A 14810-nucleotide genomic window follows, 5' to 3' on the forward strand; every position below is an offset into this window, starting at 1 on the left:
TATAAAAAAGTTTTATATAGTATTTAAATATTATTTTTATGAAGTTTTTTAGAAAATAAATATTATTGATGTATAGCAACATTATCATAAATATAATTTACCTTACTATAATCTATGTAAAATGATATAGTAACTATATTAAAAGTCAATATTTAATATTTATTTTTTATGAACTATAATAGGTTTATTTTTTAATTTATCTATATTTTACATTAGTTATGCAATATGAAGATATTAAAAAATATGTTTTTTCTTTACAATATATTGACATTATTTTTTTATTTGTTATAATACTTTCATACATAATCAAATACTCATGAGGGAGTAATTGGCGTATTTTACGCGGCAAAGTCAACATCGCAGCTCTTAAATGGTAGAGTTTGGCAAGCCTTAATTAATGAGACTCAGGTATAAATAAATCCTTAAGGATTAGTTTAATGTCCTTGATGATTTATTTATGCATGAGTCTTTTTTTATGCATTTTTTCTTTTATATAAAATAATTAAATGAGAGGTAGTTTATGGATAGTTTTTTAGGGAGTAAAAATGATATTTTAACGACTCTGAATGTTGATCCTAAGATAGGTTTAACAGAAGACAGCAGAAAAAAAAGCTTAGAAAAATATGGTGCCAATAGCTTTACAAAAGAAAAAGGTGCCACTTTGATTCAAAAGATATTGGAATCATTGAAAGAGCCTATGATACTTATGCTTATATTTGCAGGTATTATAGCAATAGGTGTAAATACTGTGGCGTATTTTAATGGAGGACATGCTGACTTTTTAGAATGCTTAGGTATATTTTTGGCTATAAGCTTATCTATAACAATTACTATAGTTATGGAAGGTAAAAGTGCAAAAGCATTCGAGGCTTTAAATAGCATTAATGAAGATATTAGAGTAAAAGTTATAAGAGATGGAAATATAGAAATAATAAATCAAAAAGATTTGTTAGTAGGCGATATAGCTTTTATAGAAACAGGAAATAAACTTCCAGCTGACGGAAGACTTCTTGAAAGCGTATCTTTAAATATTGATGAATCTGCTTTAACAGGTGAAAGCGAACCGGTAGAAAAAGATGCAGAAGCATTATTATCCGATACAAAAACTCCTGTAGCTGAAAGAATAAATATGGCTTATTCAGGTTCATTTGTTACTACAGGTAATGGTAAAATGATTGTTACTTCTGTAGGAGATGCAACAGAGTTCGGTAAAATAGCCAGAGAGCTTTCAAAAACAAAAAAGACTTCTACACCTTTACAAGAAAAACTTGCCCAGTTAGGCAAAAGAATAGCTATGTTCGGTATAACTGCTGCTGTAATAGTATTTATTGTACAGGTTGTTAATTTTATAAGAACAGGTAATGCTAGTTTTGATACTATTTCAGAGGCATTCATTACAAGTATAGTATTGATTGTAGCATCAGTACCAGAGGGACTTCCTACAATAGTTGCTGTTTCATTATCTATTAATATCATAAAAATGGCTAGACAAAATGCTTTAGTAAAAAAGATGGTTGCTTGCGAAACTATAGGAAGTGTTAATGTTATTTGTTCAGATAAGACTGGTACTCTTACAGAAAATAAAATGACATTAAATAAATTATTTGCTAATGGTGAATATATAGAACCTGAAAATATAAAAAATGAAAAGATTATAAAAAACTTTGCTATAAACTCTACTGCTGACGTTGATTATAAAGACGGAATTGCTAAGTTTTTGGGTAATCCTACAGAATGTGCATTACTTGTTGCAGCTAGTAAATCAGGATTTAATTATAAAGATATAAGAGAAAAATCAAAAATTATATATGAATATCCTTTTTCATCAGAAACTAAAAATATGACAACAGTTGCTAAAGTTGAAAATGAAACTATAGTATTCACTAAAGGAAGCCCAGAAAAAATAATGGCTATGTGCAGTATTAGCGACAATGAGAAAAAAGGTATTGAAGAGGCTATAGAAAAATTCCAAAATGAAGCAAAAAGGGTAATAGCATTCGCTCATAAAGTTGTTTCTGATAATGTTGAAAATATAAGAGAAAAATTAGAAAGCGATATGATATATGACGGCTTTGTTGCTATATCAGACCCAGTAAGAAAAGAGGTTTATGATGCGGTTGATCAATGCAGAAGTGCTGGTATAAATATAAAAATGCTTACAGGTGATAACATAGTTACTGCTACTGCTATTGCGAGAGAGTTAAAGATACTTAATGAAAACAGCATTGTTCTTGAAGCAAAAGATATTGATGCTATGGATGATAACACATTAAAACAGAATTTAAGTAAGATATCAGTTATAGCAAGAAGTACTCCTACAGTAAAAATGCGTGTTGTTAATGCTATAAAAGAAATGGGAAATGTTGTTGCTGTTACAGGCGATGGTATTAATGATGCCCCTGCTATTAAGAATGCAGATGTTGGTGTTGCTATGGGTATAACAGGTACAGAGGTATCGAAAGAGGCTAGCGATATAGTTCTTCTTGATGACTCTTTTGCTACTATTGTTAAAGCAGTTCAATGGGGTAGAGGAATATATGATAACTTCCAAAGATTTATACAGTTTCAGCTTACTGTTAACTTGGCTTCTGTTGTAGTTGTTCTTATCTCTACATTAACAGGATTTAAATCCCCATTTTCTGCCATACAATTATTATGGATAAATATCATTATGGACGGACCTCCTGCTATTGCTTTAGGACTTGAACCTATAAGAGATAACTTGATGAAAAGAATGCCTACAAAAAGAAATGCAAGCATTGTAACTAAAAAAATGATATTTAAAATAGTGTTCTCTGCCACAGTGATGATAATATTATTTATGCTTCAAAGTAAATTAAATATACTTAATGTTGCTGATGCAGAAAAATCTACAGTATTATTTGCTATGTTTGTAATGTTCCAAATATTTAATTCTTTCAACAGCAGAGAATTAGGATTTGACAGCGTATTTAAATACTTTTTGAATAATAAATTAATGCTTTTAAGTATGGGAATCACTTTTATATTACAAATATTGGCAACTCAATATGCTGGCGGATTCTTTAATACTGTACCTTTAAGTGTAAATACTTGGTTAAAAATTGTAGGAGTTTCATTTATTGTTATTTTAGCTGCTGAAATTTTTAAAATATTTGCTAGAATGTTAAAGAGATAAATTTTTTAAAATAAAATTGGAATTATTTTATAAAATAATATATAATAATTCCGAATTTATATATAGTTTAAATTTAAAATATAGAGTAGATATAAGATATGGATAATATTGCTATTATAGTATTTGTATGTGTATTCATTACACTTTTGCTTATAGTAAAAAAATTTTTGTTTGGTAAATCATTAGATAAAATATCTGATATTGATAAGGTAAATAAACTTATTAGTGAAGGAAGACATGATGTTGCCTTATTAAAACTTAAAGAGATTTTAGCTAAAGATAAACCAGGTACAAAAAGGGCCGAAATACATGCCATGATAGGTGATTGTTATAGTAGTTTAGAAGAGTATTCTTTTGCAATAGTAGAATACAGACATGCTATAGATGATGGAGATAAGAATCCAGAAACTATTTTGTCATTAGCTAGGGCTTTAAATAAAATCGATAGAAAGGGAGAAGCATTAGCCCAATATCTTACACTTTTTAAGATAGAAGATTATAAGCTTGTGGTAGCCCTAGAGATAGGTATAATATACTATGAAAATAGACAATATGAAACAGCTATAAAATATTTTGATGAAGCATTGGACGTTCAGCCTAATAATTCTGAGGCTTTAAAATATAAGGCTTTTTGTTTTGTTAATATAGGTAATTTCAATGATGCTATATCTGGTATGAATAATATATATAAGAAGTTTCCAGAGGATCCTTTATTGAATTATAATATGGGAAGAGCTTACAGAGGAAGAGAGGATTATAAAACAGCTATAAGATATTATGCTAATTCTTATAAAGATAAAGAATATTCTGTAAGATCATTATATGAAATGGGACTTTGTTATATAAAATTAGAAAATATTGAATCTGCTATAAAAACATTGGAAAAAGCTATAAGTTATGATAGCTATGATAAAGAATTAAATTTAGCTATACTTTATACTCTTTCTGAATGCTATGATATAGTTGGTAATATCAATAAATCTATGGAAATATTGGAAAGTATAATTGTAATGGATCCTAATTATAGAGATGCCAATGAAAAACTTAACAACTATAAAGATTCCAGATATAGTGAAAATATTAAAAAGTTCTTCAAATTGGAAGGGGATGCTTTTATTGATATGGCTTTAAAAGTTGTAGCAAGTATAGGGCTTATTCCATATTCTTCTAAGATAACTGATAAAAAATATTTAATAGTTTTTGCTAAAGAGACTAATAGTCCTCATTCTCCTAAAAAGATAGTTTATTTCAGAACTTCTTATAGTCCTATATTTAATGATGAGCTTGTACATTTATATGATTATGCTGTTAATGCTAATATTGCTAATACTATGCTTATAACTTGTGCTATGGTGAGTCCTGATGCTATAAGATATGCGGCTATGTCAAGAATAGATATTGTAGGAATAAAGAGACTTGAAAATTTGCTTGATAAATCTCAGCTTACAAATTTACCTGTAGGTGTAACTAGAACAGAAGAAAAACTTAATTGGATATTGTAAATAAGATAAATTGGTTATAGATGATAAAACAGCAATAGATGATTATTCGTTCTATTGCTGTTTTTATTTTAAATGTTATATTTTAATAGTTGATTTTTATTGAAAATTAATTCAAAATATATAAAAATTGTTTATGGGATAGTTTACAGCTAAATGAAAAAGGTACAGGATTTTTATTTTAAAAAAGCAAAAGAAGAAAATTATAAAGCCAGAAGTGTATTCAAACTTGAAGAAGCCCAGAATAAATTTAAATTTATAAAGGCATCAGATACAGTTCTTGATGTAGGATGTTCTCCTGGATCTTTCAGTCAGTATATGCTTAATAAAATATTGAAAAGCGGTTCAGTTGTAGGTGTTGATATACTTCCTAATTCATTTGCTCATCAGAGATTTACTTTTATATTGGGCGATATAAAGGAAATGGATATTACAACATTTAATAATACTTTATTTGATGTTGTAGTAAGCGATGCTATGCCGAATACTACATCGGATAGAGAAACCAATCATTTTCGTTCTATTGCTTTATGCAAAGCTATATTCAATTTAGCTAAAGATGTATTAAAGGAAAACGGACATTTTTTTATAAAAGTTTTTGACGGTAAAGATTTGCAGGACTTTAAAAAAGAATTATCTGAATACTTTGATTCTGTGAATGTGTTTAAACCTAAAAGTTCAAGAGATGAAAGCAGAGAAATATTTTTGTTTTGTAAAAACTTTAAAAAGTTACGATAATATAAAGGGGAGTAATAATGAAAAGAGAATTTGCTTTAGTATTAGAAACTTATGATAATAATGTAGCTAAAGTTGAATTGCAAAGAAGTGCAAGCTGTGATGGATGTACTATATGCAATTCTGGAAAACCTGTTGTTCTTAGGGCATTCAATAACATTAATGCTAATAAAGGAGACAGTGTTGTTATAGAAGTAGAAGAACTAAAAAGAGGTACTAACTTTTTTGTTTATGTAATACCTTTGATTTGTCTTATAGCAGGATATTTCATTGGAGAATATATATCTAAATTATCAAATATAAATCATAATTTAGGACCTATATTTGCTTTTATTGTATTTTTTATCTATGTTATTTTGGGATTAAGAAAATTAAAAAAGGATAATAAAATAATAGCAAATATAATTTGTAAGAATCAAGTTATAGAAAATTTTAATGAACAATAAGGCTTTATATGAAAAAAATAATACCAACTATAATAACTATCATTGCAGCATCAATCGTAACATATTTATTAATTTCTAAAGATAAACCTTATGAAGAATTGTATAAAATAGGTAATGATGCTGTATCATCTGTTAATAAAGTTACAGGATTGAAAATACATCCTAAAGTAGATGACATAGAAGAAGGCGACATAAAGATATTAAATTTTTATGATGTTGATGATGTGCTTAGCTATAGTGTTAAGTATGCAAATTATCTATGGAAGAATGAAGGATATTATATTACAACAAATTATTATTTTGGAAAACAGCCTGACGGAAAGATAGAGCTAGCAAAAAATTCGTCTGAAAATGGAAGAGTTATAAGAATAAATGTAGAGTGTAATACTAACAATTCATTTACAGTGATATTAAGTTTGCTAAACGGCAGTTTAATAATGAGAAACACTAATGAAATGAATACTAATAATAATGCTACTAATGAAGTAAATACAAATAATTAAAAAAATAATATATAAAAAAGCTGATAACTTTATTAATTGAGTTATTAGCTTTTATTTTTATAATAAATATTATTATATATTATCCATATTGAAATTAAGCCAATATCCTAATTCTTTAAATGATGCTTTTTCATCATCATTAAATTGTATATCTGTATTTTTATATTTGAGTATTATTTTATAAAATATATTCTCAAATGTATTTCTATCTATAGGCATATCGTTATTTGATAAAAATTTAACATCTTTAAGTACATCATATATTGTTTCTGTATTTCCTGTTTCATATAATGTATTCAAAGCATTTTTAATATTATCTCCGATTAAGCTTGATATTCCGCTGTTTGATATAAATATTCCTGCATTTCTTGCATCTTTTAAATTTTCAGATACTTCATCGTAAGCATCTCTTCCTCTTTCCGAAATTTTTTCTCTAAGTATAGGTGAAGCCATAGCACCCATTATTCTTCTATAGTCATAATCAGGAGTAATACTATTTAAATTAAAGTATGTGAAAAGTTTTCTATATTCAGGGTATATTTCATGCATTAAATGATCTAGTTTTTTTATGTCAGTTTCAAATAAGCTGTCTGCTAATTTATCTCTTATATCTGAATTTAAATCTTTTAAATACATTGTATAAACAGTGCATTTATCTAACTCATCATAATTTTCTGATATTTGTATTTGATTTTTAAATTCATGATTTTCACTTGATGTATTAACTCTGAAATATATATCAGCAGCTATATTATCTATTAATATACCTTCTATAATATTTTTTTCTATTTTAGTTGATTTTATTTCATGTTTGAAGATATTTATGTTTACATCTCTGTATTCGCTTGCTATAAGATTAAATATAAAATAGTTGATAACATAAAGTTTAGCAAATACATCAACTTTTGCTTCTTTTTCATAGAAGTATCTAGCACTATGATGTTCCGGTTTATTGCTTATAGATTTTTCTAACATTTTTAAAAATTCTTCTTGAGCCTTATCAACAAAGTCAACATTTTTATCTTTTACCAATAATCTAGCATAATGGAAAGACTGTTCTGCATACTGCATATTTTTTATAGGCTCTAATCTTGATACATCTTCAAAGAACCAACCGCAAGATGTATATGCAAATAATGAATATTTATAAGATTCCATTAAAAATACAAATTCTTTGAATGATATATATTTGCTGCATATTTCGTATAAATCTCTAGCATCTAAATCATTATATATAGCACGCACATATTCTTCTCTTAAAGAGTTTCTAGTTTCATCAGTAAAGTCTAAGAAAGTAGCAAATAATTTATCCTGCATCTTTCTTAATATATCAAATGCTTCACGCAAAGGACCTCTCCAAGATAAATCGCATCCGTCCCAGCCTCCGCATCCGCAGTTGCTTCTCCATCTTTCTACACCATGCGAACAGCTCCAAGAAGTTCCTCTTCCGCCTGTACCGCTATGAAGTATAACTTCTTCTGTAGGCGGATGAATATTCAAATAATGCTCATAATTAGTTGGCGTAATATTATCGTAATGAACATTTTCTTTAAAATATCTTGCTAAACACATATCAGCAAAAGGTTCATGGTGTCCGTAGCTTTCTCCGTCAGTAGCTATATTAACTAGTTTTCTTTCACCATAAGCATTTCTTATTTTTTCTGCAAGTTTATCAGAAGATGTGAGTAAATGTTCAAATGCTATTGCCTGAGATACATAAGCATCATAGAAAAATACAGCAACTCTTTTACCATTATGGCCGTAAAGCCAATAAGGTTTTGAAGTATCTATTTTTGCTCCTGAAACATCTGTAGTTGTGATATTTTTAACATAATGTGCTTGATATGGAGAGAGTATTGTAAATTTAACTCCGCAGTCATATAAAGCATCAACTACATCTAAATTTATTGCTGTTTCAGAAAGCCACATTCCGCTTGATTTTCTTCTGAAATATTTTTCAAAATTATATAAACCCCATTTTATCTGCACTCTCATATCTTCTTTTTTAGCAAGAGGAAGTATTATATGATTATAAACCTGAGCAATTGCATTACCATATCCTATTCTTTCTATACTTTTTTTATCTGCTTCTATTATTCTTTTTAATAAATCTTCTCTTGTTTTTGCTATATAATCAAGCAGAGTAGGTCCGAAATTAAAACTCATATATTCATAATTATTAGACATATCATTTATTCTTCCATAACCGTCTAATATTCTTGAATATGCATTAGGACTATAACATTCATTCGTTATTCTTTCATTCCAGTCATGAGCAGGGGCAGCACTTGCTTCTTTTTGTATTTCACCTAAAAATGGATTTTCTCTTGGGGGCTGATAGAAATGACCATGCAGTATCAAGTATCTCATATTATATCCTAATATCATTAAGTAACATGTTTTATGATTATAAGTATTTTGTGTATTATTGCAAGATTTTTTTACATGAAATCATATTATTTTTTATATATGAAATATTGTATGTAAATAAATACTTGACTTTTAATTATAGTCTAATATAATATAAAATATATTCTTTTTTGTAACTCATTTTAAGGAGATAGTTAATGAATAGAGTAGTATCCTTGATCTTATTATTTTTATTGACATTAAGCACTTTAACTTATGCTGTAGATAAAAAATATATACCCAATAATGTTGATAGTGTTTTTTCTATTAATGCCGGAACTATGGCAGAAAAGGGAGAAATAAATTTACAAGATATCTTCAATAAATTTTTTATGCAGCAATATGCTGACAGATATTTAGAATACAGAGACGATAATTTTGTTGCTGAAGTTATGACTAATAGATTGAATGATTATATAGATTTTTCTAAAACTTCAAGAATCGTATTTTTCAATGGCTATCAGCAAATGACATTACTTTTCGATGTTAAAGATATTACTGAGCTAGATAAGCTTATGATTAAAATGGCAAGTCAGGAAGATAAATTAGTTACTGTTGCTGAAAATGCTGCTTATAGATATTTAGCATTAGATGAATATAATTTGATTTCCTGGAATAAAGAAATATTTTCTGTTACATTAAAACTTAAAGATAATTATTGGTATAATGAAGAATTGAATAAAGATGATATTACTAATATAGCTAATTATGTATTTATTAATAATACTCCTTTAGAAGATGAAAAGTTTTTAGCTTTAGAAAATGAAACTAATGATTCCTATGTTTGGGCTAATTTATCTTTATTAGCTGATGAGAATTCTGATTTTGCAAAATTTTTATTCGGCAGAAGCTATGAAGGAATACCTAAAGAAGCATATAAAGATGCTATCATTACTACAAAAATAAATTTCAATAATGGAGATGCTCAAGTACTTCTTGATAGTTATACTCCTAATTATCCTTATGACAGTTTATTATTAAAAAAGGAATTAGCTGATAATATATATTCATTTGTTGATGGCGAAAATAATTACGGATTCTTATCATTAGCTTTTAATAGTAAAGAGTTATCTAGTTATCTTAAAAATATTATGGGAGATATGAATGGTCTTCCTCTCAAAGAAGAATTAAAAGCTCTTGAAGAAAATGGAATAGATGCTTATAAATTTATAGAACTTTTTGGCGGAGACATATTTGTATCTGTTTGGGATGATCCTAATGCCGATACGGATGAATCTCCTGCTTTATTGATTTCTGCTTCTATAACTGACACTGATGCAGTTAAAGTAATATTACAGGCATTTGCTGAAGATGTTACTGATGATATTTACACAATCGGTGGTCATTTATGCTATATAAAAGATTCTATATTATATATTTCTGATAATTCTAATGTTATAGACTCAATAATTAATGGTGAAAAACCAGCTACAACATTATCGTCTGATAAAGTTGAAATAGCTAAAAATAATACTATAGCTCTTTATTTGGAGTTTAATTCTAATTTATCATTATATGGTATTGGAGATGAATATACTGAAACTTTTGAATCAGTTCATCTAACTTCAAATATATTAGAGAATAATCATACTCAAATGCTTTTGAAAGTAAATACAAGAGATAAAGAAAAAAATTCTCTATCTATAATAAAATCTTTTCTTGGGTTATAATACTTTTATAGATGAGATTAGATGAGTATGTGCATGGTGAAGGCTATACTGAAAGCAGATCTAAAGCACAGGATATAATATTAGCTGGTTGTGTTTTTGTTAATGGAGTAAAGGTAACTTCTAAGTCTTATAAGATAAAAGGTACAGACAATATAGAAGTTGTTCAGAATATAAAATATGTATCAAGGGCCGGAGAGAAGTTAGAAAAAGCATTTTTAGAGTTTGATATATCTGTAGAAAATAAAATATGTTTAGATATTGGGGCTTCTACTGGAGGCTTTACAGATTGTTTGCTTAAATATGGTGCTAAAAAAGTTTATGCTCTTGATGTAGGACATAATCAGCTAGTTTATAAACTTCGTAATGATGATAGGGTAGTGTCTATAGAAGATTTTAATGCCAAAGATATAAAAAGAGAAATGTTTAATGATGAAATTCCTTCTGTAGTAGTAAGCGACGTTTCTTTTATATCAATATCAAAAATAGCACCTATTATATTCAAAGAGTTAAATGATTTGGAATTTTGGGTAACTTTAATAAAACCTCAATTTGAAGCTGAAAAGGGTGATGTATCTAAAGGCGGTATAATAAGAGACGATACACTTAGAGAAAAAATATTAAACAATGCTATTTCAAGGATAGTAGAAATAGGATTTAAAGAACTAAACAGAACGGTTTCACCTATAAAAGGGGCTAAAGGTAATATAGAATATTTGGCTCATTTTATTATTTAATCAGTTTCTATTTTATGAGTATTTCTTTGTTTATATATTTCATATTCTTTATAGAAACTTTCTACATCATTAACCATTAAATATCCTTCATCTGATATATCTAATGATTTGATTTTTAATATTTCAGATTCTATGCCTTTTTTGTATTCAACTCCAATCATAGAACAAATATCATTTATATTGTATTGAAATTTTATTTTATTTATGCTTTTAAATAGTAGTTCTGTTTTTATTAATGCTTCTATTATTATTACAAATTTACTTACTATTTTGTTTGCATTAAAAGATCTTATTCTTGAAATAGTGCTGTATACTCTCATACTCATCATTTTTACAAAGTATAATCTAAGAGTTCTGTCAGACTGCACCAAATTCATAGCATCTTCTTTTTTTATTAATTGTACAATAGAATCTTCCAAAACTATTGCTGTAGTTGAAAGATATTTATTATTTTTTGAAATAGGAGCATATCCGTTAAGTACATCATCTGTAGCTAATACTCTTCTAGTTACTTGTTTATAATCAAATATATTATATACTCCGATTTTTCCATATTTTATTACATATAGATTATCTTTACTTTGAAGTTCTGTATATAAACAATATCCTTTTTTATATTTGTATATATTTGCTTCTATATTTTCAGGTTCTTCTATTGGTTTTAGATTTTTGTATAAATTATTAAGCTCTTCTTTTCTTTCCTCATCATTAGGATTAAGTTCAATATATTGCTTGTATAATTTATACGATGCATCTGTAAAGCCATTATCAAGATATATTTTGCACATTTTTATAATATCAAGATTTTTAGACTTGCCATGTCTGCTATAATATGGATTGTTTTCTTTATGTAAAAAGTAATAGTATCTGTTAAGCCATCTTTCTATATTAATCATAAGATAATCATATATTTTATTTATAAGGCTTATAGTATCTATTTTTTCTATTTCATTAATATTCATTTCTATTACTTCTGTATCCTCCAATGCTTTTACTGTAGAAAAGTAAGGTTCATTCAAAACAGCATTGAATAATCCTATTATTTCACCTTCTTTATATTCTACAGTGTAATTATCAGCAAAATAACTATATACTACTACTCTTCCTTTTTTTATTATATAAAAAGTATATTTTGGTTCTTGCCCTTCTATAAATATTGTGGCAGATTTATTAAAATTGATAGTTTTGTAATTTAACATAAATAATCCCTATATTGTTTGTAAATATTGTAATACATTTATAGGGGATGTCAATAACTATTTTTTTGATATTCATGATATTCTGTAAAAAAATCATTGATATTTTTCACTCTTATGTATTTATCATTTATAATTTCTAATGATTTCATTTTTTTTAAATTATTAATGATATCATTTATTTCTAAATTTATTGAGTTTTGTATATCATAAATAGTATATGATAATACAGTTGTGTTTATATCTTCAAATAAAGTTTCTATTTTAAGCAAGGATGATATTAGTATAAATAATTTCAAAATAGTATTATTTTCTTCTATTGATCTTATTCTAGACAATATGTTTATTACTTTCATTGACATCATTTTTACATGATAGCTTCTAAGCTGCTTATCTTTTATTATCATTTCTATAAATTCTTCTTTAGTTACTACTTTTATATAAGATGTTTCCAAAGCAACAGCTGAAGTTAATAAAGGTTTATATTCTAATTTTGGTTCATATCCATCAAGAACATAATTTTTTTTGTATATATCTTTTAGAAAAAGTTTTCCATTTATAACATTGTATATTCCTACTCTTCCAGATAATATTATATATAAATAATTACTTGATTTAAATTCTGTATATAAACAGCTTCCTTTTTTATATAAAAGTATATTTGATGTGAATGTACTTGGATTATTAGCAGGCTTGAGTTTTAATAATTCTTTTTTAGCGTATTCTATATCGTTTTTATCTTCTAATGTTTCTATATAGTCTTCATATAATCTATAGGCCACATCAGGAAAATCATTTTTTAGATATATATCTGCCATTGTAAATATATTTTCTTTGTAATATAGATCTAATTTATTTTTTACTAAATTTATATAATAACGAGATAACCAAGTTTCTAATGTATTATTAAAATAATTGTATATTGTTTTTATTAAATCATTATTTGTAATATTGTTTATCTCAGATAAAGTCAATTCCAAAACTTCAACATCTTCTAAAGCTTCCATAGTTACAGAATATGGTTCTCCTGCCGCCAGATTAACCAATCCTATAATATGGCCTATATTATATTCTTTATTATAATTATTAGAGTTTATTGCATAAGATATTACTTTACCTTTTGTTATTATATAAAATGAATCTTTTGGGAAATTTCCTTCCTCATATATAAAAGAGGATTTAGAGAATTTAATAGTTTTGTAATTATTCATACTTTTATAAAACTAATTTTTTATTATATTGTAATATTTTATACAATCATTATCTTGTATATTTTTCGTATTCTTCCAAAAAACATTCTGTATTATTAACTATAATATTTTTAAATGTATCTAATTCTACATATTTAATATTTTCAATTTCTGTATATATTTCTTTTAAATCATTATCCAAATCTATCATGTCTATAATATCTTTTATTTTATACGGTAATTTAATTACTTCTTCTTTCTTAAATAAAACTTCTATTTTTATTATAGAATATAATATAATAATTAATTTATTTTTTAGTTCTTTTTCTTTTACTGCTTTTATTTTTAGAGTGACATTATTAACCTTTACTGCTGTTACAAGTATTAGGGCAATTCTTAGTTCTTCATTTTTATTTGCTGCAATTATTAGATCTTCTTTTTTCAATATTTCTATTACTGAATCTTCAATTACTATAGCAGTAGTTAATAAAGGTTTATATTCTAAAGATGGTGGATATCCATTTATTATGTAGCCTTCAGGATATATAAGTCTTACAGTTTGCTTTTTATTAATAATATTATATATTCCTACTCTTCCTGATTTTATTATATAAACATAATTACTAGAATATATCTCTGTATATAAGCAATATCCTTTTTTTATCTTGTATGTATTTTCAGATATAAGTTCAGGTTTCTTTTTAGGTCTCAGATATTTTAGAAATTGTTCTACTTTTTCTGTATTACATTCATCTTTACATAATTCTAAATATTTAATACATATTTTATAACTAGCATCTATAAAATTATTATTTTTATATATACTAGCCATAATTAATATATCTTCTTTATTATATAAATCAACTTTATTTTTTATAACTAGACTATAATATTTACTAAGCCAAGTTTCAAGCATATATGATAAATAATTTGATACTCTATTAACTAATTCTTTATTTGTAATTTGGGCAATATTATTTATATTGATTTTTAATACTTCAACATCTTCTAAAGCTTTAGTTGTGAGATAGTATGGTTCTTTTATTATAGCAGATATAAGCCCTATTATACCACCTTCTTTAAGTGATATTTTATAATTTTCATAAAAATTATTATAGGATATAACTTTACCTTTAGTAATTATATAGAAGTAATCTTTTGGTGATTCTCCATTATTAAATAATATTGAAGATTTATCAAATCTTTCTGTAATATTATTGTACATACATATATTCTAACACTATTAATAAAAATATTATACTATATATAAT

The 14810-nt window shown here is 26.1% G+C and carries 11 protein-coding genes; 7 read left to right on the top strand and 4 right to left on the bottom strand.

Features of this window, described 5'->3' with window-relative positions; genetic code table 11:
- The first annotated feature begins 520 nt into the window (after positions 1-520).
- The 5 genes from BRSU_RS04755 (at position 521) to BRSU_RS04775 (ending at position 6340) form a co-directional block, all read left to right on the top strand.
- The gene (locus BRSU_RS04755) at positions 521-3157 is read left to right on the top strand and encodes a calcium-translocating P-type ATPase, PMCA-type (protein WP_048594143.1); all 2637 of its coding nucleotides are present in this window, start codon (positions 521-523) and stop codon (positions 3155-3157) included.
- 98 nt (positions 3158-3255) lie between these two features.
- Positions 3256-4659, top strand: a complete 1404-nt coding sequence (locus BRSU_RS04760; protein ID WP_048594144.1) for a tetratricopeptide repeat protein — start codon at positions 3256-3258, stop codon at positions 4657-4659.
- Between the two features lie 153 nt (positions 4660-4812).
- Positions 4813-5394 (top strand): SAM-dependent methyltransferase, encoded by a 582-nt coding sequence (locus tag BRSU_RS04765; RefSeq protein ID WP_048594145.1) that lies wholly within the window; start codon positions 4813-4815, stop codon positions 5392-5394.
- 17 nt (positions 5395-5411) lie between these two features.
- Positions 5412-5837, top strand: a complete 426-nt coding sequence (locus BRSU_RS04770) for a SoxR reducing system RseC family protein (protein ID WP_048594146.1) — start codon at positions 5412-5414, stop codon at positions 5835-5837.
- An 8-nt stretch (positions 5838-5845) separates the two neighbouring features.
- On the top strand, positions 5846-6340 hold the full coding sequence (locus BRSU_RS04775; RefSeq protein WP_048594147.1) for a hypothetical protein: 495 nt from the start codon (positions 5846-5848) through the stop codon (positions 6338-6340).
- Positions 6341-6412: 72 nt separating this feature from the next.
- Here BRSU_RS04775 and BRSU_RS04780 read toward each other — a convergent pair whose 3' ends face one another.
- Positions 6413-8710 (bottom strand): DUF3536 domain-containing protein, encoded by a 2298-nt coding sequence (locus BRSU_RS04780; RefSeq protein WP_048594148.1) that lies wholly within the window; start codon positions 8708-8710, stop codon positions 6413-6415.
- A gap of 197 nt (positions 8711-8907) precedes the next feature.
- Between BRSU_RS04780 and BRSU_RS04785 the strand changes: the two genes are divergently transcribed.
- Both BRSU_RS04785 and BRSU_RS04790 read left to right on the top strand, forming a co-directional pair.
- The gene (locus tag BRSU_RS04785; protein WP_048594149.1) at positions 8908-10419 is read left to right on the top strand and encodes a hypothetical protein; all 1512 of its coding nucleotides are present in this window, start codon (positions 8908-8910) and stop codon (positions 10417-10419) included.
- Positions 10420-10430: 11 nt separating this feature from the next.
- Complete coding sequence (locus BRSU_RS04790; RefSeq protein WP_048594150.1) at positions 10431-11153, top strand: TlyA family RNA methyltransferase; 723 nt, start codon at positions 10431-10433, stop codon at positions 11151-11153.
- On the opposite strand, the gene BRSU_RS04795 is transcribed toward BRSU_RS04790, so the two are convergent.
- The 3 genes from BRSU_RS04795 to BRSU_RS04805 are packed head-to-tail and all read right to left on the bottom strand — an operon-like array spanning position 11150 to position 14764.
- Positions 11150-12352, bottom strand: coding sequence for a cyclic nucleotide-binding domain-containing protein (locus tag BRSU_RS04795; RefSeq protein ID WP_048594151.1), 1203 nt, complete (start codon positions 12350-12352; stop codon positions 11150-11152). The two genes, BRSU_RS04790 and BRSU_RS04795, sit on opposite strands and share 4 nt — an antisense overlap.
- A 50-nt stretch (positions 12353-12402) precedes the next feature.
- The gene (locus BRSU_RS04800) at positions 12403-13560 is read right to left on the bottom strand and encodes a cyclic nucleotide-binding domain-containing protein (RefSeq protein ID WP_048594152.1); all 1158 of its coding nucleotides are present in this window, start codon (positions 13558-13560) and stop codon (positions 12403-12405) included.
- A 49-nt stretch (positions 13561-13609) separates the two neighbouring features.
- Positions 13610-14764, bottom strand: coding sequence for a cyclic nucleotide-binding domain-containing protein (locus BRSU_RS04805; protein ID WP_048594153.1), 1155 nt, complete (start codon positions 14762-14764; stop codon positions 13610-13612).
- Positions 14765-14810 lie beyond the last annotated feature (46 nt).

Origin of the sequence: Brachyspira suanatina, from assembly GCF_001049755.1 — a bacterium.
Taxonomy (GTDB): domain Bacteria; phylum Spirochaetota; class Brachyspiria; order Brachyspirales; family Brachyspiraceae; genus Brachyspira; species Brachyspira suanatina.